Source organism: Pseudomonas laurylsulfatiphila (genome assembly GCF_002934665.1).
Classification (GTDB): Bacteria; Pseudomonadota; Gammaproteobacteria; order Pseudomonadales; family Pseudomonadaceae; genus Aquipseudomonas; species Aquipseudomonas laurylsulfatiphila.
The window spans coordinates 671,733-694,063 of the sequence record NZ_NIRS01000003.1 but is presented as its reverse complement, the minus strand read 5'-3'; the positions used below and the strand labels follow the sequence as shown (position 1 = coordinate 694,063).

The window sequence follows — 22,331 nt, the reverse complement described above, 5'->3', positions numbered from 1 at the left end:
ATGTGTGTGTCGGTCTTTTTGTTGTAGAAGCCAGTGGAGCCTCCCGTGCGCCAGCGTTATTTAGCCTTGCTCAGTGTGTTTGCCAGCCTTCCCGCGATGGCGCTCACTTTTCAGACCCGCCTGGAGAGCATTGAGTGGACGGTCGAAGGCGACAAGTTCGAATGCCGCCTGGCGCAGCCGATTACCGACTTCGGTTCGGGTGAGTTCGTGCGCAAGGCCGGTGAGCAGGCAACGTTTCGTCTGAAAGCCTATAACCCGATGCTGGGCGGAGGTTCGGCGACCTTGCTGGCCGCTGCCGCACCGTGGCAACCGGGGCGTGACGATATCAACCTGGGCACGGTGAGAATCGGCAGCGGCAACGTGTTGTTCAACAGTTCACAGGTGCAGGCCGGACGCCTGATCAGTGGCCTGATGGACGGTCGCAGCCCGGTGGTTCGCCATTCCTCGGGGGATGGCCGGGTGTCGGAAGTGCGCTTGCTGCCGGTCAGGTTCACCCAGGCGTTTGCCGATTATCAAGGCTGCGTGGCCAAACTGTTGCCGCAGAACTTCGAGCAGGTGAAACAATCCCAAATCGGCTTCCCTGGCGGCGGAATCGAGCTCGACAGTGCCGCGAAAGCCAAGCTGCAGGTCATGCTGGACTACATGAGGGCTGATCCGACGGTCAATCACATCGAGCTCGATGGCCACTCCGACAACAGCGGCAACCGCCTGACCAATCGCGACCTGTCGCGGCGTCGGGCCCTGGCAGTGATGGAGTTCTTCAAGGCCAACGGCATCCAGGAGTCGCAAATCACCCTGCGTTTCCATGGCGAACGTTATCCGCTGGCGCCCAATACCAACAACGCCAACCGTGCGAAGAACCGTCGGGTAGCGGTACGGCTGGAGCGGGGAGCACCCGCGGAGCAAGTCGCCCCGCAAGCGACGAAAGCGGCCACTTCGGCAACGTCCTGACCCTTCGGTCATCGTCGCGCTCTCGACAGATTCTGTCGCTTGGTCGTCATAAGCTGTCGCGCCTCTGTAAATTATCCCGCATGAGCGGTAGACTTCACGGCTTTCCGTAGAACCCCGTGGAGTGATGGCATGGCGGACGTAAACAAGGTCGTTCTGGCGTATTCCGGCGGCCTGGACACTTCGGTGATCCTCAAGTGGCTGCAGGATACTTATAACTGTGAAGTGGTGACCTTCACCGCTGACCTGGGTCAGGGCGAAGAGGTCGAACCTGCACGCGCCAAGGCTCAGGCCATGGGCGTCAAAGAGATCTACATCGACGACTTGCGCGAAGAGTTCGTGCGCGATTTCGTTTTCCCGATGTTCCGCGCCAATACCGTTTACGAAGGCGAGTACCTGCTGGGTACTTCCATCGCTCGTCCGCTGATCGCCAAGCGCCTGATCGAAATCGCCAACGAAACCGGCGCTGACGCCATTTCCCATGGCGCCACCGGCAAGGGCAACGACCAGGTTCGTTTCGAATTGGGCGCCTACGCCTTGAAGCCTGGCGTGAAAGTGATTGCTCCCTGGCGCGAATGGGACCTGCTGTCCCGTGAAAAACTGATGGACTACGCCGCGAAGCACGCGATCCCGATCGAGCGTCACGGCAAGAAGAAATCCCCGTACTCCATGGATGCCAACCTGCTGCACATCTCCTATGAAGGCGGCGTGCTGGAAGACACCTGGACCGAGCACGAAGAAGACATGTGGCGCTGGACCGTTTCCCCGGAAAACGCTCCAGACAAGCCGCAGTACCTGGAGTTGACCTACCGCAACGGCGACATCGTCGCGCTGGACGGTGTCGAAATGACTCCGGCCACCGTGCTGGCGACCCTGAACCGTATCGGTGGTGAACACGGTATCGGCCGTCTCGACATCGTCGAGAACCGCTATGTGGGCATGAAGTCCCGTGGCTGCTACGAAACCCCTGGCGGCACCATCATGCTGCGTGCCCACCGCGCGATCGAATCGATCACCCTGGACCGCGAAGTGGCTCACCTCAAGGACGAGTTGATGCCCAAGTACGCCAGCCTGATCTACACCGGCTACTGGTGGAGCCCTGAGCGTCTGATGCTGCAACAGATGATCGATGCGTCCCAGGTCAACGTGAACGGCGTTGTGCGCCTGAAACTGTACAAGGGCAATGTGATCGTCACTGGTCGCAAGTCCGATGACTCGCTGTTCGACGCCAACATCGCTACTTTCGAAGAAGATGGCGGCGCGTACAACCAGGCGGATGCTGCGGGCTTCATCAAGCTCAACGCCCTGCGCATGCGCATTGCGGCGAACAAAGGCCGGAAGCTGTTCTGAGACCTTTGAACTCGTGATGGGTGCCTGACCTCGTCCTCGACGGGGTCAGGCACCTGAAAACGGGGTGTGATGCCAGTTACTGCGTAGTCGGGTATTCGTTGCCGCTGACGGTTTCCTGTCTTTCTCCTTCCAATGGTCTGTCCTGTTCTACGCGTTGTTGTTTGCCGGTTGCACGGCTTGATCAATGACTGTCAACCTGTGCGAGACCGGATTGTAGGCAATGTAAAAGGCGGGGCAGTGCTTCCTGGTCTGCCTGGAATGCTTGAGCGCACTGGCCTTCAGTAAAGTCTCTGAAATGGCACAAGTGATAAACAGAATCACGTACGCCATCTTTTCCGGCGGCTTCTGGATTTTTTCCAGCAGCGCTTCAAATTCGACCTCCTTGCTCATACCGCGTGTATCAACGATGCACAGGTCTTTTACAAATTCCGGTAACTGCAGTTGATGCTGAACGAAGACGGTGCTGTGCAGACCAATTTCCGTTGGCGGGTCCTGTGCACCGCAGGGCGACCGACCTGGCTGCTGGCCATTCGTTGACGTTACCGTAGTGGGATTCCCTGACGACTTCCCGGATACTTTTTTTTCCGACCGCCCTCCATCTTCCATCACCTTCATGAAATGTTTTCCCTTTTCAAAGTCGGAAGGCGCATACAGTGAGCGGTAGTTGAAGTTGAGTGTCGCGAAAAAAAGCAAAAGTAAATAAAACGGAAAGCTGATCAGAAACCAGACATAGAGTTCTCTTTCTTCTTGGTCAAGGAAGGGCAGAGAAACGGCGGCCGAAGTTTCAGAGAGCGCTGCGAATATCGCAATGATTGTCATTGGGTTGGTGATTAACTTTCTGTCATGTTCTGGGCTCATGTTGAGTTCTCGTTTTTTGAACGGTTTTTAAAGTTTTTTTGATGTGGTGGTTGTAGAGTTTTTTGATGGTTGCTGGTGATGTTTTAATGATTGCTCAAAAAATATAATTTGCTGTAAGAGTAATTGGATTCTTGGTGTGTGATATTTCTGGTGTGAGTGTTGAATGCGAAAATATCAGTTACGTTTTAGCGCAGAAGTAGATACTTGTGTTTGTCAGAGCTCGGCCATTCAGGCTGGCTTTTGGAAAATTCTGGTCGTAAATCGATAGAGCTGATTGGTGAAAACTGCGTCACCATGACGCTGATACAGTTTTCAACTCATTCCGTTCGAGGGATTTTTGTAGGAGAAATCCGTGTTGTTTGTAGGGTATGTCTCTTGGTGTGGGTGGTTGGAAGGGGCGACATGCCATGGGTGAAACGACTAGGCTATTGTGCGGGCTCTAAAAATTCGAACAGCGAAAATTGGACTTGCCCATGAATAAAGTGCTGATCGTGGATGATCACCCCGTCATTCGTCTTGCGGTACGTATGCTAATGGAGCGTCATGGCTACGAAGTTATTGCAGAAACCGATAATGGTGTGGATGCACTGCAACTAGCCCGTGAACTTACGCCGGATATTGTCATTCTGGATATCGGGATTCCGAAGCTGGACGGGTTGGAAGTCATCGCACGTTTGTCTTCGACCTCAATGCCGATGAAAGTGCTGATCCTGACTTCCCAGGCACCGGGGCATTTTTCCATGCGTTGCATGCAATCCGGTGCCGCCGGTTATGTCTGCAAACAGCAAGACCTGACGGAGTTGCTCAGCGCAATAAAAGCCGTGTTGTCAGGTTACAGTTACTTTCCCAATCAAGCCTTGCATACCGTGCGTTGCAGTTTGGGGAACGCCAGTGAGGCCGACATGGTGGATCGGTTGTCGGGGCGGGAAATGATGGTCCTGCAGCAATTGGCCAGAGGGAAGACCAATAAGGAAATTGCCGATGGAATGTTTCTCAGCAATAAAACAGTGAGTACTTACAAGACCCGCCTGTTGCTCAAACTCAATGCAAGGTCCCTGGTCGATTTGATCGAACTGGCACAACGCAATGGTCTGGTGTGATGGCGTATTTGCGCGATAAGGGGCGGTTGTCGAAGTATGGCACTTAAAAAAAAAGCCTCCGTTTCGGGAGGCTTTCAGGTGTCATAAGTCAAAATCGTAGTCGGCCAATTGCTTTTGCAGTCGGCGCTCCTCCAGCAGATTGTCGATGGTGCGGCGTTTGCTCAGATTAGTTTTCGCTACTTCAACCACCGGCTCAGCGTCATCGGTTTCGGCGGTGGTGAAGTCGTCTTCTACGTCCAATTGCTCTTTGCCAGTACTCATTTAGTTGCTCCAGGCTAAGAAGGCCTTTGGCGCTCCTTATATCGACAATCTCCCGGCGGGTAAAAAAGATTTTTTCAATCGACAATTCAATAATCCCAATAGCGCCTCAATCGTCGGAGGTTTTGTGCTTGTATTCGCACAAGTCCTCGATCCGGCAGCTTCCGCATCGGGGCTTGCGGGCGAGGCAGACATAGCGGCCGTGAAGGATCAGCCAGTGATGGGAGTCGAGCAGGTACTCCCTGGGCACGAATTTCATCAGTTTTTTCTCGACTTCCACCACATTCTTGCCGGGTGCAATGCCGGTGCGGTTGCTGACCCTGAAAATATGCGTGTCGACAGCCATGGTCAGCTGACGGAATGCCGTATTGAGTACCACATTGGCGGTTTTGCGGCCGACGCCGGGCAGCGCTTCCAGCTCTTCGCGGGTTTGCGGCACTTCACCGGCATGACGCTCGACCAGCAAGCGGCAGGTTTCGATCACGTTTTTCGCTTTGCTGTTGTACAGGCCGATGGTCTTGATGTATTCCGACAGTCCCTCGACACCCAGGGCATGGATCGCTGCCGGGGTATTGGCGACCGGGAACAGCTTGGCGGTGGCCTTGTTGACGCCGACGTCGGTCGACTGCGCCGAGAGAATCACGGCGATCAGCAATTCGAACGGTGAGGAATAGGCCAGTTCGGTCTTGGGTTCCGGGTTGTCTTCGTGCAGCCTGCGGAAAATTTCCAGACGTTTTGCGGCATTCATGGGCAGTGCGTTTCCTCGTAGGCAATCAATGGGTAGGTTTGGGGCGCCAGGCCTGCCAGGCGGCGATCAGCAGTCCGAGCAGAATGAACCCGCCAGGGACCAATGTGGCCAGGCGCAGACCACCATCGGTCACCAGCACCCAGCCTTGCCAGTCAGTTTGCGTTGCACCGGACAGCCACGATAGTCGGTTTCCAAGGGTTGCATTGCCGATGAGTTCGCGCAGCAGTCCCATAGCGATCATCAGCGTGACAAACAGCCCACTGAGTCGCAGGCGCTGGGGCCAGCCGTTTTGAAAGAACCCGGTGTGCTCCAGTACGACGCATTGCAAGGCGATCATGGCGCCATAAAACCCCAGATGCTGCTGCCATTGCAGCGACCAGGCTTGTGCCATGACTTCCGCGCAACTGGTGAGCGTGGCAGCCAACAGAACGCTGGCCGGCAAGCGGGCCGCCGGGACCAGTCGGTGTCGCAGGGCGCCCATGGCCAGGCTGAACAACTGGGTCACCACCATGAACATCAGGCACAGGCCAAGTGCGGCCATCAGCGAGTGGGTGGCGCCGATCAGCGGCGTCAGCATCAGGGCGTTGCGCAGCGTCGATGAGTTATCCATGGGCAGGGTTCCCGAGCAATTGTTGCCGGTGTTCATCAAAGTAGCGCAAGGCATCGTGCACGGCATTGATCACTGATCTTGAAGTGATGGTCGCGCCTGCGATCTGATCGAACTGCCCCTGATCCTTTTTCAGCGCCCAACCGCTGTCACCGGGTTCTGTTCGGGATTTTCCGGAAAAAATCTGCAGCCAGCCATTGGGCCAGTCGGCGATCCGTGCCCCCAGCCCAGGTGTTTCCGACTGTTTGAGGGTTTTGACACCCAGCAACCTGCCATTGGCATCGACAGCGATCAGTAGCTCGATGGCACCCGTGTAGCCGAGGGTTTGACTGCGCAGCAACACGGCGACGGGTTGGTCGCCCCGGGTCGCCAGATAGCCACCCAGCAAGGTGCTGTTTGCCAGGGTGGTTGTTTTGATCCTGATGGGGTGGTCGAGTGGTTGATTGTCGTAGCTGTCTGCCGGTATCAGGTCGAGCAGATTCCGGCTGTCGAGCTGGCGCTGTTCCGCTGCAATGCGCGGCGCGCTGCCGAGTTGCACGAAGTACGTCACGCCCATGCCCAGTGCGGCCAACACCACCAGAAGCGTGATGCTTGATGTCCGGCTCATTGCACCTCCGGCTGTAGTCTGGCCGCCACCAACCGCTCCAGCGCCGGCACGCACAGGTTCATCAACAGCACGGCAAAGGCGATGCCGTCCGGATAACCGCCCCAGGTACGAATCAGATAAGTCAGGAGCCCGACGCCGACGCCGAACAACAATTTCGCGCCAGGGCTTCTGGCGCCGGACACCGGTTCGGTAATGATGAAGAACGCCCCCAGCATGGTCGCACCGGTCAGCAGGTGAAACAGCGGCGAGCCATGGGAGTCGGAGCCCGACCCGTTCCAGCACAGCAGGCTGATGACGAACAGGCTGGCCAGCATGCCGACCGGTGCATGCCAACTGATCACTCTTCGTTGCAGGAGAAACATTCCGCCCGCCAGAAACGCCAGGTTCACCCACTCCACACCGCGTCCGCCGTAGTGGCCGAATGCCGGATTGCCGGCAAACAGTTCATCCATGGTCAGGCTTTTGTTGATCCGCAGGCTGTCCAGCGCCGTGGCCTGCACCCACGCATCCGGTGCCTGGCCGAATCCGAACACTTGCTGCAAGCCACTCAACAGGTCCATGCCATGGGGCGATGGCCAATGGGTCATGGGTTGGGGAAAGGTCACCAGCACCAGAGCAAATCCGAGCATCGCCGGATTGAAGGGGTTTGAGCCAACGCCGCCATATAAGTGCTTGCCGAAAATCATCGCAAAAGCGGCTGCGCTGAGGGGCAGCCACCATGGGCAGTAAGGCGGCAGCGCCAGCGCCAGCAAGGTGGCACTGACCAACGCGCTACCGTCACTCAGGGTTGGCCTCAGCGGTCGTTTGCGCCATTGCACGACGGTAGCTTCAACGGCCAGCGCAGCAGCGGCCGCCAGAACCAGGTTGATCAACACGCCCCAGCCGTATAGCCAGAACGCGGCGAGCATTCCCGGCAGCGTGGCCAGAAGCACCAGCTTCATGGCCTGCTGCAGGCGCTCATCAACGGTTTCAAGGGCTGGCATGGGCGTTCACCTGGCGTTCGGCTTCGCCGAGTGCGCGCTCCAGGGCTTCGATGTGCTCCGCCGGTGCTTCGTTGGCCTGAGCCTTCTTGAGTTCGGCACGGCGCATGGCCAACTGAATCTTGGCCCGTTTCAGATCGGCATCATTTGACGACACCGTTGCGACTGTCGGCGCAGGGGCGGGTGGCGCGGCGCTTTCCAGTTGCGCCAGGTTTTGTTCGGCGTCTTCGAACTGCTGTTGCAGGACAATCAACTGCGATTGCTGTTCGAAGGTCGGTGGATGTCCGAAGGCTTTCAGCGACTTGTGCAACTGTGCCCGACTCATCGCCACATCGATCTTCGCCTTTTTCAGCGCGGCATCGGCAGTGGCGGCTTTCTGTGGGCGGACGCGCTCGAGGGCGGCCTGTACCGGGTCGACTGCCGCTTCGCTAGGTTGCGCGGCACGTTGCCGGGCCTGGCGTTCGGCGATTTTCTGTTGCTCTTCGCGCTGCAAGCGGGCATTGCGCTGTTCGAAGCGGCGCCGCGCGTGATCGCGCTTGAGGGCTCGGGCCTGCTGCGCTTGCGGTGTGAGGGCCAGCCCCCCGACAACCGGTAATACGGTGTCCAGCGGCAGCGGGCGCATTTCGATGCAGTCCACCGGGCAGGGTGCTACACAGAGGTCGCAACCGGTGCACTCATCGATGATCACCGTGTGCATCAGTTTGGCCGCCCCGACGATGGCATCGATCGGACAGGCCTGAATGCACTTGGTGCAACCGATACACTCGGCTTCTCGGATATAGGCGATCTGTGCAGGTGCCGAGCCGCGAGTGATGTCCAGCTCCAGCACCGGCACCTTCAGCAATTCAGCCAGGGCCGCGATGGTTTCGTTGCCGCCGGGTGGGCACTTGTTGATTGGCTCGCCGCTGGCAATGCCTTCGGCGTACGGCTTGCACCCGGGGTGGCCGCACTTGCCGCATTGGGTTTGCGGCAAGAGTGCGTCGATGAGTTGAATCAGACTCATGTTTTGATCAGTCCGCTGAATCCGAGAAAAACCACTGCGATCAGGCCGGCACCGATCAGGTCGATCGGCAGGCCGCGAAAGGGCAGGGGCACATCGTTGTCGGCCGTGCGTTCACGCAAATCAGTGAACAGGCTCAGCACCAGCCAGAAGCCCAGTCCTGCGCCGAGGCTCAAGGCTGTGGCGTGAAACAAGCCTTTGTCCTCCTGAGCGTTGAGCAAGGCCACGCCGAGTACGCCGGCATTGCCCAGCAGCAACGGCCAGAGGCCTTCGAAAGGCAGTGTCGAAAACACCCGCGCCAGCAGCTTCAGCAACGGGCCGATCAGCAGCACGCTCAATGGCAGAAACACAAACAGACGCAGCGCCGTCAATTGCTGCGGCATCAGCAGCCAGTGATAGAGCGCGTAGCCGAGCATGCCCACGATCAGCATCAGGCATGTCGTCGCAATGCCCAAGGCATGGACCTGACGGCGCTGGCCAGCCAACAGCGGATCGACGCCCAGCGGCCAGTGCAACACGAGGTTGTTGATCAGGGCTGCACTGATAAGCGTAAGCAGGATTTCGGTCATTGTTCGTGCCGGCAGTTTTGTAGGAGCGAGCTTGCTCGCGATGGACTCAAGAGCGCTGCGTTCAATCTATGGACACGCGTAATCGTTAACGACCATCGCGAGCGAGCTCGCTCCTACAGGAGACGCTCTAAAAAGAGTAGGCATTATCCGGCAAGGCGGGAGGGGGGGCCAGACATGAAAATCCCACAGTCGCGCCAGGCACGACTGTGGGATCGATTTGCCGCAGATCTTACTTGATGCGCTGACCCGGCTTGGCGCCGCTGTCTGGGCTGAGCAGGTAGATTTCTTCACCGCCAGGACCGGCAGCCATCACCATGCCTTCGGAGATGCCGAACTTCATTTTCCGTGGCTTGAGGTTGGCGATCATCATGGTCAGGCGGCCATCGAGCTTGGACGGGTCCGGGTAAGCGCTCTTGATCCCGGAGAACACGTTGCGTTGCTCGTCACCGATGTCCAGGGTCAGGCGCAGCAGCTTGTCGGCGCCTTCCACGTGTTCGGCCTTGACGATCAGCGCGACGCGCAAATCGACCGCCGCGAAGGTGTCGAACTCGATTTCCGGCGACAGAGGATCCTTGGCCAGTTCGCCATTGCCGGCAGGTGCGGCTTCACCGGTGTCGGTCTGGCTGGCGGTCAGGTCTTCTTTCGAGGCGTCGGTCATGGCTTGTACCTTGACCGGGTCGATGCGGGTCATCAGCGGCTTGAACTCGTTCAACTGATGGTTGGCGAGCAAGGTCGCGTGGTCGTTCCAGGTCAGCGGCGCGACGTTGAGGAACGCCTCGGCGTCGGCGGCCAGCAGCGGCAGCACAGGCTTGAGGAAGATCACCAACTGGCGGAACAGGTTGACGCCGGTGGCGCAGATGGCCTGGACTTCATCCTGCTTGCCTTCCTGCTTGTTCAGCGACCACGGAGCCTTGTCGGCGATCCACGCGTTGGCGCGGTCGGCCAGGCCCATGATCTCGCGCATGGCGCGGGCGAAGTCGCGGGCTTCGTAGGCGTCGGCAATGCCAGGCGCGGCGGCCAGGAATGCTTCGGTCAACTCAGGCGCGGCGTTGGTGTCGACCATCACGCCGGCATTGCCTTTGTGAATGAACCCGGCGCAACGGCTGGCGATGTTGACGACCTTGCCCACCAGGTCGGAGTTGACCTTCTGCACGAAGTCCTCGAGGTTCAGGTCGAGGTCGTCGACGCCACGGCCGAGCTTGGACGCGTAGTAATAGCGCAGGTATTCCGGCGACAGGTGATCCAGGTAGGTGCGGGCCTTTATGAACGTGCCGCGGGACTTGGACATCTTCTGGCCGTTGACGGTCAGGTAGCCGTGCACGTTGATCCCGGTCGGCTTGCGGTAGCCGGCGCCTTCGAGCATGGCTGGCCAGAACAGGGCGTGGAAGTTGACGATGTCCTTGCCGATGAAGTGGTACAGCTCGGCGGTGGAGTCCTTGCCCCAGAACGCGTCGAAGTTCAGTTCCGGCGTGCGGTTGCACAGGTTCTTGAAGCTGGCCATGTAGCCGATCGGTGCATCCAGCCACACGTAGAAGTACTTGCCCGGTTCGTCGGGGATCTCGAAACCGAAGTACGGCGCATCGCGGGAGATGTCCCACTGTTGCAGGCCGGCATCCAGCCATTCGGCGATCTTGTTGGCCACGGCATCCTGCAGCGTGCCGCTGCGGGTCCAGGTTTGCAGCATTGCCTGGAAGTCCGGCAGCTTGAAGAAGAAGTGCTGGGAATCCTTCAGCACCGGGGTGGCGCCGGAGATCGCCGATTTCGGATCCTTCAGGTCGGTCGGCGCGTAGGTCGCGCCGCATTTTTCGCAGTTGTCGCCGTACTGGTCTTCGGTGCCGCATTTCGGGCAGGTGCCCTTGATGAAGCGGTCGGCCAGGAACATTTTCTTTTCCGGGTCGAAATACTGGGTGATCGAGCGCGTGGCGATGTGCCCGGCGTCACGCAGTTTCAGGTAGATCTGGCTCGACAGCTCACGGTTTTCTTCGGCGTGAGTGGAGTGGAAATTGTCGAAGTCGACCAGGAAGTCGGCAAAGTCGGCGCTGTGTTCAGCCTGGACGTTGGCGATCAGTTGTTCCGGGGTGATGCCTTCCTTTTCCGCGCGCAGCATGATCGCCGAACCGTGGGCGTCGTCGGCGCAGACATAGATGCATTGATTGCCGCGGTGCTTCTGGAAGCGCACCCACATATCGGTCTGGATGTATTCCAGCATGTGGCCAAGATGGATCGAACCATTGGCATAGGGCAGGGCGCTGGTGACGAGGATCTTGCGTGGCTCGGACATGGGGCTCGGCTACTTGATGAAACGGAGGTCGGCCACTATAAAGCGCCAGCGCATATTTTTCATCCTGTGAGCCTGTTTCATTGGATGAGCAGCTAAAAAAGATCGCAGCCTTCAGCAGCTCCTACAGGGAATCGGCGTACATCTGCAGGAGCTGCCGAAGGCTGCGATCTTTTGAGGTACGATACCCATCATCTTTTCCAGTCCTGTTTTCGGAGTTGCCCATGAGCGCCGTCAATCGCGCAGCGGTGGAAGCCGTCCTTCGCCAATACACCGACCCTTACCTGAACCAGGACCCGGTCAGCGCCGGGTGCGTGCGCAACATCGACATCCAGGGCGACCGCGTCAGCGTCCAGCTCGAATTGGGGTACGCCGCCGGCCTGTTCAAGAGTGGCTGGGCGCAGATGCTGGAAATGGCCATTCAAGGTCTGGATGGCGTTTCGAGTGCCAAAGTTGATATCACCAGCGTGATTGCCGCGCACAAGGCCCAGGCGCAGATCCCGGGGCTGGCCAACGTCAAGAACGTCGTGGCCGTGGCGTCCGGCAAGGGTGGCGTGGGCAAATCCACCACCGCGGCCAACCTGGCCCTGGCCCTGGCCCGCGAAGGCGCCAAGGTCGGGATTCTCGATGCGGACATCTACGGTCCGAGCCAGGGCATCATGTTTGGTATCCCGGAGCGCACCCGACCTGAGGTCAAGGATCAGAAGTGGTTCGTTCCGCTCAAGTCCCATGGCGTCGAAGTGATGTCCATGGCCTTCCTCACCGATGACAACACACCGATGGTCTGGCGCGGTCCGATGGTCTCCGGCGCCTTGCTGCAACTGGTGACCCAAACTGCGTGGGGCGACCTGGATTACCTGGTCATCGACATGCCGCCGGGTACCGGTGACATCCAGCTGACCCTGGCGCAGAAAGTGCCGGTGGCTGGTGCAGTCATCGTGACCACTCCGCAGGACCTGGCCTTGCTGGACGCGCGCAAGGGTGTGGAGATGTTCCGCAAGGTCAACATTCCGGTGCTGGGCGTGGTGGAGAACATGGCCGTGCACATCTGCTCCAATTGCGGACATGCCGAGCATCTGTTCGGTGAGGGCGGTGGCGTGAAGCTGGCCAACCAGTATGGCGTCGAGCTGCTGGCCTCGTTGCCGCTGTCGATGGTCATCCGCGAACAGGCCGATGGCGGCAAGCCGACGGTGATCGCCGAGCCTGACAGTCAGATCGCCATGGTTTACCAGGAGCTGGCGCGTCATGTCGGTGCGCGGATCGTATTGCAGGAAGCTTTGACGCCGGCGATGCCGAATATCAGCATCAGCGACGATTGATCCCTGTTAAAAGATCGCAGCCTGCGGCAGCTCCTACACGGGATTGATGTTCACCCTGTAGGAGCTGCCGCAGGCTGCGATCTTTTGATCTTGCCTTAGATCCGCAACCCGCCATCCATCTCCAGAATCCGACCGGTGTAATAGTCGTTCTCAAAGATGTACGCCGCCGAATGGGCGATCTCTTCCGGCTTGCCCATGCGCTTGAGCGGAATGCCGGCGGTCATCTTCTCCAGCGCTTCAGGCTTCATGCCCAGGGTCATCTCGGTTTCGATGAAGCCCGGTGCAATGCCGGCCACGCGAATGCCGTAGCGCGCCAGTTCCTTGGCCCAGGTCACTGTCGCCGCAGCGACACCGGCCTTGGCCGCCGAGTAGTTGGTCTGGCCGACGTTGCCGGCACGGGAAATCGACGAGATATTGATGATCGCGCCGCTGTTGTTCAGCTCGACCATTTTCGCCGCGACTTCACGGGTGCACAGGAACACGCCGGTCAGGTTGACGTCGATGACCGCCTGCCACTGGGCCAGGCTCATCTTGGTCATTTCGCCATCCTTGACCTTGAGCAGCAGGCCGTCACGCAGGATCCCGGCATTGTTGATCAGGCCGTGGATCGCGCCGAAATCTTCGGCGACCTGGGCGACCATGTGGGTCACTTGCTCTTCATTGGCGACGTTGCACAGGTAAGCGCGGGCTTCGACACCCTTGGCCTTGCAAGCCGCGACGGCGGCGTCGAGTTTTTCCTGATTGAGGTCGACCAGGGCCAGTTTCGCGCCCTTGTCGGCGAAATACTCGGCCATGGAACGACCTAAACCCTGGCAACCGCCAGTGATAATGATTACTTTGTCAGTGAGTTGCATTCGCATGTCCCCCGGTAGCAGGTCTGAGTGGTTTCCTTGTAGAGAGCCTCTCGATCTGCGCCTGACGTGGCCCGGCTGCACATGAGAACTGCCCCCGATGGCGTGCTGGGACTTTCACCAGCAGCTTGTCCGTTTTTATGACGGATTCTATTTAAGGAGTCATAAATTGAGCGTTGAAGCGGCTAAGCATGCACGAGAATTGCTCCTCAAGGAATACCGTGGCGTGCTCTCGACGCACTCCAAGTCAATGCCCGGTTTTCCGTTCGGCTCCGTCGTGCCGTACTGCCTGGACGAGCAGGGCCGGCCGCTGATCCTGATCAGCCGCATCGCGCAGCACACGCATAATCTGCAGAAAGATCCGAAATGCTCGCTGTTCGTGGGCGAACGTGGAGCCGAGGATGTGCAAGCCGTTGGTCGCCTGACCTACCTGGCTGAAGCGCAGCAACTCGAAGACGAAGCCGCCATCGAAGCCGCTTCCGAGCGTTACTACCGCTACTTCCCGGAGTCGCAGGGTTATCACCAGGCCCACGATTTCGACTTCTGGGTGCTCAAGCCGGTGCGCCACCGTTACATCGGCGGTTTTGGCGCGATTCATTGGGTCAACGACCTGACCCTGGCCAACCCGTTCGCCGGCAAGGCCGAAGTGAGCATGGTCGAGCACATGAACGCGGATCACGCCAAGGCCATTGCCCATTACGTCGAGCTGGCCGGGCTGCCGAACAATGTGCCGGCGCAAATGGCCGGTATCGATACCGAAGGCATGCACCTGCGTATCGGCCAAAGCCTGTACTGGTTGCCGTTTCAAGCGCCTTGTAATACGCCGACACAAGTCCGCGAAGCCTTGGTTTCTCTGGCTCACGCCGAACATTGGCCGAAAAATGAAGTGGCCGACGCTTGAATTCACGAAACGGCGACGTCATCTAAGGTGGACTGGCAAGGCATTCTTGCGTTGAGGAACCATTTGATGCGCCCTTTTTTGTTGCTCTTTCTGCTGTTCCCGGTGTTGGAGCTGTTCGTATTCGTCAAGGTGGCAGGGTCTATCGGGTTTTTCCCGGCCCTGCTGCTGATCATTCTCGGCTCGATGTTCGGTGTGTTCGTGCTGCGCATCGCCGGCCTGGCCACGGCCCTGCGTGCCCGTGAAAGCATGAACCGCGGCGAGTTGCCGGCCCAGACCATGCTCGAAGGCCTGATGCTGGCATTGGCCGGTGGCCTGCTGATTCTTCCGGGTTTCATCAGCGATGTGATCGGCCTGTTCATGCTGCTGCCGTTCAGTCGCCGTCTGCTGGCGGGCAAGATGCGCCAGCGCGCCGAAGAGCAGGCCATGCGTCAGCGAGCGTTCGCCGACGACCTCCAGGCCCGTGGCGGCCCGGCACCTCGCGAACCGCTGGGCCGCGAGCCCAACGTGATCGAAGGCGAGTTCGAACACCGCGATACCAAGTAATACGCCCATCGACACGGCACCTTCGGGTGCCGTGTTCGTTTGCGGGGCATCGAGCTGAAAAATTTTCGCTACCCGCCCTTGTAATAAGCTTATGCGCCCTTATGTAACGGTCACCGCAAGGTTTCTGGCGAACACGCCAGACAGACTTCCGCGGTTCGCTTGACGAACCGCAACCGGCACCGCCGGCCTTTGTTAAACCCGCCGGGACTACACCGGCCGATGAAAACCACAATTAGGAGAGATCGACAATGAAGCTTCGTCCTCTGCATGACCGCGTCGTCATCCGTCGCAGCGAAGAAGAAAAGAAAACCGCTGGCGGTATCGTCCTGCCAGGTTCGGCTGCTGAAAAAGCCAACAGCGGCGAAATCCTCGCTGTCGGCACCGGCCGCGTACTGGAAAACGGTGAAGTGCGTGCACTGTCCGTGAAAGTGGGCGACAAGGTTGTGTTCGGTCCTTACTCCGGCAGCAACACTGTGAAAGTCGACGGCGAAGACCTGCTGGTAATGAGCGAGAACGAAATCCTCGCTGTTATCGAAGGCTGATTACCCGCTCATTTTCCCGCTACTTCAAAGTATTTAAGGAATATCGATCATGGCTGCTAAAGAAGTTAAATTCGGCGATTCCGCCCGCAAGAAAATGCTCACCGGTGTCAACGTCCTGGCTGACGCAGTAAAAGCGACCCTGGGCCCGAAAGGCCGTAACGTGATCATCGAGAAGAGCTTCGGCGCTCCGACCATCACCAAGGACGGCGTTTCCGTAGCCAAAGAAATCGAACTGGAAGACCGTTTCGAAAACATGGGCGCGCAGCTGGTCAAAGACGTTGCCTCCCGTGCCAACGATGACGCAGGCGACGGCACCACCACCGCTACCGTTCTGGCTCAATCGATCGTCAACGAAGGCCTGAAAGCCGTCGCTGCCGGCATGAACCCGATGGACCTCAAGCGCGGTATCGACAAAGCGACCATCGCGATCGTCAAAGAGCTGAAAGCCCTGTCCAAGCCATGCGCTGACACCAAGGCTATCGCTCAGGTAGGTACCATCTCCGCCAACTCCGACAACTCCATCGGCGACATCATTGCCGAAGCCATGGAAAAAGTCGGTAAAGAAGGCGTGATCACCGTTGAAGAAGGCTCGGGCCTGGAAAACGAACTGTCGGTTGTTGAAGGCATGCAGTTCGACCGTGGCTACCTGTCCCCGTACTTCGTCAACAAGCCAGAGACCATGGTCGCTGAGCTGGACGGCCCGCTGATCCTGCTGGTCGACAAGAAGATCTCGAACATCCGCGAAATGCTGCCAGTGCTGGAAGCCGTTGCCAAAGCCGGCCGTCCACTGCTGATCGTGGCCGAAGACGTTGAAGGCGAAGCCCTGGCGACTCTGGTTGTGAACAACATGCGTGGCATCGTCAAAGTCGCAGCCGTCAAGGCTCCAGGCTTCGGCGACCGTCGCAAGGCCATGCTGCAGGACATCGCCGTTCTGACCGGCGGTACCGTGATCTCCGAAGAGATCGGCCTGAGCCTGGAAAGCGCAACCCTGGATAACCTGGGCAGCGCCAAGCGCGTGACCCTGTCCAAGGAAAACACCATCATCGTTGACGGTGCTGGCGTACACGGCGACATCGAAGCACGCATCACCCAGATCCGTGCCCAGGTTGCCGAGACCTCCTCGGACTACGACCGTGAAAAACTGCAAGAGCGCCTGGCCAAGCTGTCCGGCGGCGTTGCAGTGATCAAGGTTGGCGCTGGTTCCGAAGTTGAAATGAAAGAGAAGAAAGCCCGCGTTGAAGACGCCCTGCACGCTACCCGTGCAGCCGTTGAAGAAGGCGTGGTACCTGGCGGTGGCGTGGCCCTGATCCGTGCTCTGGAAGCACTGACCGAACTGAAAGGCGACAACGCCGATCAGGACGTGGGTATCGCTGTTCTGCGTCGCGCTGTTGAAGCACCACTGCGCCAGATCGTTGCCAACTCCGGCGACGAGCCAAGCGTAGTCGTCGACAAGGTCAAGAACGGCGAAGGCAGCTTCGGCTACAACGCTGCGACTGGCGAATACGGCGACATGATCGAAATGGGCATCCTGGACCCAACCAAGGTTACCCGTTCGGCTCTGCAAGCTGCAGCCTCGATCGGCGGTCTGATCCTGACCACCGAAGCTGCTGTTGCTGATGCACCGAAGAAAGACGGCGGTGCTGGCGGCGGTATGCCAGACATGGGCGGTATGGGCGGCATGGGCGGCATGATGTAAGCCAGCTTACCCCTGTACGAAAAAACCCCGCCTGCGAAAGCAGGCGGGGTTTTTTATTGCCCGGACTTTGAAGCCCGTATCCGTTCATTGTGGGAGCGAGCCTGCTCGCGAAAGCAATGTATCAGTCAACATCATCGTTGAATGTTGAACTGCTTCGCGAGCAGGCTCGCTCCCACTTTTGATCTGTGTTTCAGACGGCTACAGGTTCTGCGCTGGCCTCGCGTTCAGCCCTCAAGGCCGGCCGATACAGAATCCAGTAATACGACCCCAGGCAAATCAGCCAGCAGAACACCGCCGTCCACACGTTATGTGAGAAAAAGTGCGCCCCCTGCAGCATCCGCCCGATGGAAAACACCGAACCCAGGGCAAATGCAAAGACAAATGCCGCACGAGCCATGCGCGGACGACGGTCACGCAGTACGAAAAACAGGGCAAACAGGGTGAAGCCGGTGGCCGCATGGCCGCCGGGCCAGCAACGTCCCGGTTTATCGGTATGCGGGCGAGGGCTCAACAGTTCGCTGTAGGTCTCATGACCGCCGAATTGCTCAAGGCTCCAAGGGCATTGCACCGCGGTCACCGCTTTCATCGGCGTGACAAAGGAGGTCGCCAGGCCCAGGGACAACACCAGGCAACCCAGTTCCCGCTTGAACGGTTTGAGCCTGACCATGAAAAACGAGGCGATGAAGCCGAGGACGGCAAACACCGAGAAGGCGATGACGACTTGCTTGGCGCGATCGTGCAGGATGTTTTCCAGGAAGTAACTGTGCCGTCCGATGAAGTCACCCGCGACCGGGTCGTAGAACAGCTTGGCAAGGTCCATGTCCAGTGAGGTCAGTTCGAGCAACACCAGAATGATCGCCGCAACGGCGGGAACCCCCAGGCACACCCAGAAGTTGAGCGGGCGCGGGGCAGGGCGGACAGCGGTTGATGACATGGTGGATCCTGAACAAAGGAAAAAGCCCCGGGGCATCAGCCCGGGGCGATTCGGTTAACGTTCGCCGACTTGACCGGCACCCTCCTTGGGCGCCTTCCAGCCAAGCAGCTGTTGCTTGAAGCCATAACTGGCGGTTTGGTAATAAGTGATGGCGCGGGTGATCAACGGGTCATTGGCGGTCGACCGGGACTCGCGGCTTTCGGTCAGCGCGTCATCGTGACGACGCAATCCCTGGCGAGGGCTCAAAATCGCCAGGTCCTTGCCGTCGAACAACCCCAGGTGCTGGTAGTTACCGACCACCACCCGTGGCGGCAGCGGGTTATCCTGCAACAGGTTACGTCCAAAGAATGTCGATTCATAATCCAGATTGAGCAGGCCGAGCAAGGTCGGCGCCAGATCGATCTGGCTGGCCAATTGTGCAGTTTCCCGAGCCTCGATCAACTTGGGTGCATAGATGAACAGCGGAATCTGATAGTTGGCGATGGGCAAGTCTTCCTTGCCGGCGCTGCCTGCGGTGTGGTCCGCGACAAAGACGAAGATTGTGTTGTCAAACCAGGGTTTCTGACGCGCCTGTTCGAGAAACTGGCCGATGGCGTAGTCGGTGTATTTCACCGCGCCGTCACGGCCGTTGCCGGACTTGATGTCGATCCGGTTGTCGGGATAGGTGTAAGGGCGATGGTTGGACGTCGTCATCAGCTGAAGCAGGAATGGCTGCTGTTTGGCATAGTCGGCATCGGCCAGTTTCAGTGTCTGATTGTAGAGATCTTCGTCTGCCATACCCCAGGCATTCTTGAAGTGAATCTCCGACTCCTCGACGCTGCTCTGGTCCACGACGCGATAACCATTGCCACTGAAGAACGCATTCATGTTGTCGAAATAACCGCGGCCACCATAGACAAACACGCTGTCATAACCTACGGCATTGAGTTGCTGGCCCAGGCTGGCAAAACCGCTTTCACGACCCACGCGCTTGACGATCGAGCGACCGGGCGTTGGCGGAATCGCCAGGGTAATGGCTTCCAGGCCGCGATCGGTGCGGGTGCCGGTGGCGTAGAAGTTATTGAAATACAGGCTCTGCTGGCGCAAGGCATCAAGGTAGGGCGTCAGATTGCGGGTGTCGCCGTTGCTGCCCATGTATTTGGCACTGAAGCTTTCAATGGTGACCAGCACGATATTGGGCTTGCGCGGTGTGCCAGGGTTATCGATTTGCCGACGGATGTCCTGCGGGTCCTGACCCACGAAGCGGGCATCGGGTTCTGCCAGTTCGGCGCGAATCTGCTGGGCAACCACTTCCGCCGGCAGCGTGCTGTAGAACTGTGGGTAGTCCAGTTCGTTGTTACGGAACGCGGCGAAGAATTGGTAGGGACCGTTGCTCGCCAGTTCGTTCTGATAGGCGTTGCCGCCTTGGGCGCGCGGGGCGTCCTGGCTGAGCAGTTGCAGGCTCAGGCCGGCGATGATCAACAAACCGAGAGCATTCAGCAGGCGGCCACGTAGCGGCGGTAACGGCGCATCGAGTGCAGCGTTGAAAGCTTTACGCAGTACAAGACTCAGGACCACGGCCAGCACGGCGAGGATGCTCAGCAGCGTGCCGATCGGGTACGACTCCAGGAGGTTGTTCAGTACTTCGTCGGAATACACCAGGTAGTCGACGGCGATGAAGTTGAAGCGAACGCCGAATTCATCCCAGAACAGCCACTCGGCCACCGCGGTGAACAGCATCGCGAACAGGCTGACGGTCAGCAGGCCTTGAAGAAACCAGCGATGGCCACGGGTGCGCCAAAGGGCCGGCGGGCACAGCAATAGATAGAGCCCCATGGGCAGTGCCGCGTAGGCAATGAAACCAAGGTCGTAGAGCAGCCCGATACCGAACACCGACAGAAATCCGCTGCCGGCCTCATCCAGATAAGTGAGGAGCAGGACTGTTCGAGTCAGAAAAAATATCGCCAGCCAGGTGCCGCTGACCAGTAACAAAAAGCGCATGGGGGCTGTCTTCAAATAGTCCATTTTCTTTATTCCTTATTATCAATCGCGTGACAGTCTTCACCGGCCGCTGTTGTCAGCGTGTGAATCGATAGTGAAAAACTTGTCAATCATACATTCTGGTTGAGCAAATTGATTCACCCACAGCCTTCCCCTAGCCGTGAGCCACACTTGGCCTTAAGCTGCGCGGGCCACGACGGCCGTTACTGTGGACGGAGAGATACCCATGCGAATTCTATTGGTTGAAGACAACCGCGATATCCTGGCCAACCTGGCCGATTACCTGGGGCTCAAAGGCTATACCGTGGATTGCGCGCAGGATGGTCTGTCGGGCCTGCATCTGGCGGCCACCGAGCATTACGACTTGATCGTGCTCGATATCATGCTGCCCGGCATCGATGGCTACACCTTGTGCAAGCGCCTGCGCGAAGATGCCCGCCGCGAAACGCCGGTGATCATGCTCACGGCTCGCGATCAATTGGATGACCGTCTGCAGGGCTTCAAGTCCGGCGCCGATGACTACCTGATCAAACCGTTCGCCCTGTCGGAACTGGCAGCGCGTATCGAAGCCGTCATGCGCCGGACCCAGGGCGGCGGGCGGCGGACCTTGCAGGTCGGCGACCTGAACTATGACCTCGACACCCTGGAAGTCACCCGCGAAGGCCGATTACTGAAACTCAACCCGGTCGGCCTGAAGTTGCTGGCCGTGTTGATGCAGAAAAGCCCTCATGTGCTGCGCCGTGAAATTCTTGAAGAAGCGCTCTGGGGCGATGACTGCCCGGACAGCGACAGCCTGCGCAGCCATGTCCACCAACTGCGCCAGGTGATCGACAAGCCGTTCGCCAAGCCATTGCTGCAAACCGTGCACGGTGTGGGGTATCGCCTGGCCGAGGGCCGTGATGGAGTTTAAGCAGAGCCTTGCTCAACGCATCATCATTGCCTTTGCGCTGATGAGCGCACTGGTGGCGGGCGCCTTTGCCATGGGCATCGTGGCGACCGTGCACCTGGTGGAGGAAAAGCTGATTTCCGCCGGTCTGGGCGGCGATTTGCAGCGCCTGTTGCTGATGGACAATGTCACGGACTGGAGCCATCGCCCCGAACCGGACCAATTGTTCTACTTCAGCAGCGGGCCAGGTGATTTCAGGTTGCCCAAGGATTTGCGGCATCTGGAGCCGGGTTTCCACGAAGTGTTCCGTGAAAACCTGTCGTACCATGCCATGGTCGAAATCGTCGACGGCCGACGTTACGTGCTGTTGCAGGACCAGAGCGACTTTGAAGAGCGTGAACGGGTGCTGTTTGCCGTGGTGCTGGTGGGTTTCGTGCTGAGCCTGGCACTGGCGGTATTTCTCGGCTGGGTGCTGGCGCGCAAGGTCATGGCGCCGGTGGTGCGGCTGGCCCGCCAGGTACGCCATCGCGATCAACTGCTGGGTTTGGCTCCCCCCTTGGCTCCGGATTATGCCGCCGACGAAGTGGGCGAGCTCGCCGTGGCCTTCGACGCCACCCTCGGGCGCTTGCGGCAGGCCCTGACCCGCGAGCGTTTGTTCACCAGCGACGTCAGCCACGAATTGCGTACACCCCTGATGATCCTGGCCAGTTCCTGCGAACTGTTGCTGGAAAACCCAGGTCTCGATCAGCGCGGTCGCGCCCAGGTCGAGCGTATTGCCCGGGCCTGTGAAGAAATGCGTGAGCTGGTGCAAACCTTCCTGATGCTGGCCCGTGCCCAGCGCGAAGACGCCAGCATGTCGCCGCAGCAGTCCTTGGGCCAGGTGGCCGAGGAACTGGTCGGTCTGTGGCGCGAACCTATCGAAAGCAAAGGGTTGGAACTGATCTTCGAACCGGGTGACCCCGAGGCCAAGGGCTACAACGCGACCTTCCTGCATGCGGTAATGGGGAACTTGCTGCGTAACGCCTTGCACTACACCGAACGGGGCTTCATTCGCCTGACACTGACGGGCACGGGATTTCTGGTCGAAGACAGCGGTGTGGGCATTCCCGAGGAAAAACGCGAGGCGATGTTCGAACCCTTCGTACGGGGCACTGAAAAACGCGGAGAGGGCTTGGGTCTGGGGCTTTCACTGGTGCAGCGGATCTGTGAAAACCAGGGCTGGAGCGTCAGCCTGACTACGATGGAGCCCAGTGGCTGCCGTTTTCAGGTGGAGTTGGTCCGAACTTGATCCGTTGAGTCAGGCGCCCGGCAAACCCTGTCAATTTCGTAAAACCCTGTAATACTTCCGGGTTCACCTAACGATATTTTCACAAATG

The 22,331-nt window shown here is 58.8% G+C and carries 22 protein-coding genes; 10 read left to right on the top strand and 12 right to left on the bottom strand.

What is annotated here, in order from left to right:
* The first annotated feature begins 45 nt into the window (after window positions 1-45).
* Window positions 46-951, top strand: coding sequence for a flagellar protein MotY (locus CD175_RS13600; protein WP_104449291.1), 906 nt, complete (start codon window positions 46-48; stop codon window positions 949-951).
* Window positions 952-1,080: 129 nt separating this feature from the next.
* Complete coding sequence (locus tag CD175_RS13595; protein ID WP_007972320.1) at window positions 1,081-2,298, top strand: argininosuccinate synthase; 1,218 nt, start codon at window positions 1,081-1,083, stop codon at window positions 2,296-2,298.
* A 147-nt stretch (window positions 2,299-2,445) separates the two neighbouring features.
* On the opposite strand, the gene CD175_RS13590 is transcribed toward CD175_RS13595, so the two are convergent.
* On the bottom strand, window positions 2,446-3,156 hold the full coding sequence (locus tag CD175_RS13590) for a hypothetical protein (RefSeq protein WP_104449290.1): 711 nt from the start codon (window positions 3,154-3,156) through the stop codon (window positions 2,446-2,448).
* 473 nt (window positions 3,157-3,629) lie between these two features.
* Here CD175_RS13590 and CD175_RS13585 point away from each other — a divergent pair, with 473 nt between their 5' ends.
* The gene (locus CD175_RS13585) at window positions 3,630-4,256 is read left to right on the top strand and encodes a response regulator transcription factor (RefSeq protein ID WP_007972324.1); all 627 of its coding nucleotides are present in this window, start codon (window positions 3,630-3,632) and stop codon (window positions 4,254-4,256) included.
* Window positions 4,257-4,337: 81 nt separating this feature from the next.
* Here the strand turns inward: CD175_RS13585 and CD175_RS13580 are convergent, their stop codons facing one another.
* The 8 genes from CD175_RS13580 to metG form a co-directional block, all read right to left on the bottom strand.
* Window positions 4,338-4,517 carry a PA3496 family putative envelope integrity protein gene (locus CD175_RS13580; protein WP_007972325.1) on the bottom strand — a complete coding sequence of 60 codons (180 nt, stop codon included), beginning with the start codon at window positions 4,515-4,517 and terminating at the stop codon, window positions 4,338-4,340.
* A 106-nt stretch (window positions 4,518-4,623) separates the two neighbouring features.
* Window positions 4,624-5,262 carry an endonuclease III gene (gene nth / locus CD175_RS13575; protein WP_007972326.1) on the bottom strand — a complete coding sequence of 213 codons (639 nt, stop codon included), beginning with the start codon at window positions 5,260-5,262 and terminating at the stop codon, window positions 4,624-4,626.
* Between the two features lie 25 nt (window positions 5,263-5,287).
* Window positions 5,288-5,872, bottom strand: a complete 585-nt coding sequence (locus CD175_RS13570; RefSeq protein WP_104449289.1) for an Rnf-Nqr domain containing protein — start codon at window positions 5,870-5,872, stop codon at window positions 5,288-5,290.
* On the bottom strand, window positions 5,865-6,476 hold the full coding sequence (locus CD175_RS13565) for an RnfABCDGE type electron transport complex subunit G (protein WP_104449288.1): 612 nt from the start codon (window positions 6,474-6,476) through the stop codon (window positions 5,865-5,867). Before CD175_RS13565 ends, CD175_RS13570 begins: the two co-directional genes overlap by 8 nt.
* Window positions 6,473-7,459 (bottom strand): RnfABCDGE type electron transport complex subunit D, encoded by a 987-nt coding sequence (locus CD175_RS13560; protein ID WP_104449287.1) that lies wholly within the window; start codon window positions 7,457-7,459, stop codon window positions 6,473-6,475. The genes CD175_RS13565 and CD175_RS13560 overlap by 4 nt, the downstream gene beginning before the upstream one ends.
* Window positions 7,446-8,459 (bottom strand): electron transport complex subunit RsxB, encoded by a 1,014-nt coding sequence (gene rsxB / locus CD175_RS13555; protein WP_104449286.1) that lies wholly within the window; start codon window positions 8,457-8,459, stop codon window positions 7,446-7,448. The genes CD175_RS13560 and rsxB overlap by 14 nt, the downstream gene beginning before the upstream one ends.
* Complete coding sequence (locus tag CD175_RS13550; protein ID WP_104449285.1) at window positions 8,456-9,025, bottom strand: electron transport complex protein RnfA; 570 nt, start codon at window positions 9,023-9,025, stop codon at window positions 8,456-8,458. The genes rsxB and CD175_RS13550 overlap by 4 nt, the downstream gene beginning before the upstream one ends.
* Before the next feature lie 229 nt (window positions 9,026-9,254).
* Complete coding sequence (gene metG, locus CD175_RS13545; RefSeq protein WP_104449284.1) at window positions 9,255-11,306, bottom strand: methionine--tRNA ligase; 2,052 nt, start codon at window positions 11,304-11,306, stop codon at window positions 9,255-9,257.
* Between the two features lie 221 nt (window positions 11,307-11,527).
* Here metG and apbC point away from each other — a divergent pair, with 221 nt between their 5' ends.
* Complete coding sequence (gene apbC, locus CD175_RS13540; protein WP_015096679.1) at window positions 11,528-12,622, top strand: iron-sulfur cluster carrier protein ApbC; 1,095 nt, start codon at window positions 11,528-11,530, stop codon at window positions 12,620-12,622.
* Between the two features lie 95 nt (window positions 12,623-12,717).
* On the opposite strand, the gene CD175_RS13535 is transcribed toward apbC, so the two are convergent.
* Entirely contained in the window at window positions 12,718-13,476 is a 759-nt protein-coding gene (locus tag CD175_RS13535) for an SDR family oxidoreductase (RefSeq protein ID WP_104449283.1), read from the bottom strand.
* A gap of 166 nt (window positions 13,477-13,642) precedes the next feature.
* Here CD175_RS13535 and CD175_RS13530 point away from each other — a divergent pair, with 166 nt between their 5' ends.
* From CD175_RS13530 to groL, 4 genes are all read left to right on the top strand, one after another.
* Complete coding sequence (locus CD175_RS13530) at window positions 13,643-14,374, top strand: HugZ family pyridoxamine 5'-phosphate oxidase (protein ID WP_104449282.1); 732 nt, start codon at window positions 13,643-13,645, stop codon at window positions 14,372-14,374.
* 66 nt (window positions 14,375-14,440) lie between these two features.
* The gene (locus CD175_RS13525) at window positions 14,441-14,917 is read left to right on the top strand and encodes an FxsA family protein (RefSeq protein ID WP_104449281.1); all 477 of its coding nucleotides are present in this window, start codon (window positions 14,441-14,443) and stop codon (window positions 14,915-14,917) included.
* A 248-nt stretch (window positions 14,918-15,165) separates the two neighbouring features.
* Window positions 15,166-15,459, top strand: coding sequence for a co-chaperone GroES (locus CD175_RS13520; RefSeq protein WP_007985847.1), 294 nt, complete (start codon window positions 15,166-15,168; stop codon window positions 15,457-15,459).
* A gap of 49 nt (window positions 15,460-15,508) precedes the next feature.
* Window positions 15,509-17,155 carry a chaperonin GroEL gene (gene groL, locus CD175_RS13515; protein WP_104449280.1) on the top strand — a complete coding sequence of 549 codons (1,647 nt, stop codon included), beginning with the start codon at window positions 15,509-15,511 and terminating at the stop codon, window positions 17,153-17,155.
* Between the two features lie 190 nt (window positions 17,156-17,345).
* On the opposite strand, the gene CD175_RS13510 is transcribed toward groL, so the two are convergent.
* A complete protein-coding gene (locus CD175_RS13510) occupies window positions 17,346-18,089 on the bottom strand; it encodes a phosphatase PAP2 family protein (RefSeq protein WP_104449279.1) in 744 nt (247 codons plus the stop codon).
* Window positions 18,090-18,143: 54 nt separating this feature from the next.
* Window positions 18,144-20,093, bottom strand: coding sequence for an LTA synthase family protein (locus tag CD175_RS13505; protein ID WP_104449278.1), 1,950 nt, complete (start codon window positions 20,091-20,093; stop codon window positions 18,144-18,146).
* Window positions 20,094-20,295: 202 nt separating this feature from the next.
* Between CD175_RS13505 and colR the strand changes: the two genes are divergently transcribed.
* Entirely contained in the window at window positions 20,296-20,979 is a 684-nt protein-coding gene (gene colR, locus CD175_RS13500) for a two-component system response regulator ColR (RefSeq protein ID WP_007978572.1), read from the top strand.
* Entirely contained in the window at window positions 20,969-22,243 is a 1,275-nt protein-coding gene (locus CD175_RS13495; RefSeq protein WP_104449277.1) for a sensor histidine kinase, read from the top strand. Before colR ends, CD175_RS13495 begins: the two co-directional genes overlap by 11 nt.
* The last annotated feature ends 88 nt before the right edge of the window (window positions 22,244-22,331 follow it).

What these genes read in the sequence shown, in the direction of transcription:
- CD175_RS13595 (WP_007972320.1), top strand. Translation starts at nt 1,081, where the DNA reads ATGGCGGACGTAAACAAGGTCGTTCTGGCGTATTCCGGCGGCCTGGAC.
- CD175_RS13590 (WP_104449290.1), bottom strand. Translation starts at nt 3,156, where the DNA reads ATGAGCCCAGAACATGACAGAAAGTTAATCACCAACCCAATGACAATC.
- CD175_RS13585 (WP_007972324.1), top strand. Translation starts at nt 3,630, where the DNA reads ATGAATAAAGTGCTGATCGTGGATGATCACCCCGTCATTCGTCTTGCG.
- CD175_RS13580 (WP_007972325.1), bottom strand. Translation starts at nt 4,517, where the DNA reads ATGAGTACTGGCAAAGAGCAATTGGACGTAGAAGACGACTTCACCACC.
- nth (WP_007972326.1), bottom strand. Translation starts at nt 5,262, where the DNA reads ATGAATGCCGCAAAACGTCTGGAAATTTTCCGCAGGCTGCACGAAGAC.
- CD175_RS13570 (WP_104449289.1), bottom strand. Translation starts at nt 5,872, where the DNA reads ATGGATAACTCATCGACGCTGCGCAACGCCCTGATGCTGACGCCGCTG.
- CD175_RS13565 (WP_104449288.1), bottom strand. Translation starts at nt 6,476, where the DNA reads ATGAGCCGGACATCAAGCATCACGCTTCTGGTGGTGTTGGCCGCACTG.
- CD175_RS13560 (WP_104449287.1), bottom strand. Translation starts at nt 7,459, where the DNA reads ATGCCAGCCCTTGAAACCGTTGATGAGCGCCTGCAGCAGGCCATGAAG.
- rsxB (WP_104449286.1), bottom strand. Translation starts at nt 8,459, where the DNA reads ATGAGTCTGATTCAACTCATCGACGCACTCTTGCCGCAAACCCAATGC.
- CD175_RS13550 (WP_104449285.1), bottom strand. Translation starts at nt 9,025, where the DNA reads ATGACCGAAATCCTGCTTACGCTTATCAGTGCAGCCCTGATCAACAAC.
- metG (WP_104449284.1), bottom strand. Translation starts at nt 11,306, where the DNA reads ATGTCCGAGCCACGCAAGATCCTCGTCACCAGCGCCCTGCCCTATGCC.
- apbC (WP_015096679.1), top strand. Translation starts at nt 11,528, where the DNA reads ATGAGCGCCGTCAATCGCGCAGCGGTGGAAGCCGTCCTTCGCCAATAC.
- CD175_RS13535 (WP_104449283.1), bottom strand. Translation starts at nt 13,476, where the DNA reads ATGCAACTCACTGACAAAGTAATCATTATCACTGGCGGTTGCCAGGGT.
- CD175_RS13525 (WP_104449281.1), top strand. Translation starts at nt 14,441, where the DNA reads ATGCGCCCTTTTTTGTTGCTCTTTCTGCTGTTCCCGGTGTTGGAGCTG.
- CD175_RS13520 (WP_007985847.1), top strand. Translation starts at nt 15,166, where the DNA reads ATGAAGCTTCGTCCTCTGCATGACCGCGTCGTCATCCGTCGCAGCGAA.
- groL (WP_104449280.1), top strand. Translation starts at nt 15,509, where the DNA reads ATGGCTGCTAAAGAAGTTAAATTCGGCGATTCCGCCCGCAAGAAAATG.
- CD175_RS13510 (WP_104449279.1), bottom strand. Translation starts at nt 18,089, where the DNA reads ATGTCATCAACCGCTGTCCGCCCTGCCCCGCGCCCGCTCAACTTCTGG.
- CD175_RS13505 (WP_104449278.1), bottom strand. Translation starts at nt 20,093, where the DNA reads ATGGACTATTTGAAGACAGCCCCCATGCGCTTTTTGTTACTGGTCAGC.
- colR (WP_007978572.1), top strand. Translation starts at nt 20,296, where the DNA reads ATGCGAATTCTATTGGTTGAAGACAACCGCGATATCCTGGCCAACCTG.
- CD175_RS13495 (WP_104449277.1), top strand. Translation starts at nt 20,969, where the DNA reads ATGGAGTTTAAGCAGAGCCTTGCTCAACGCATCATCATTGCCTTTGCG.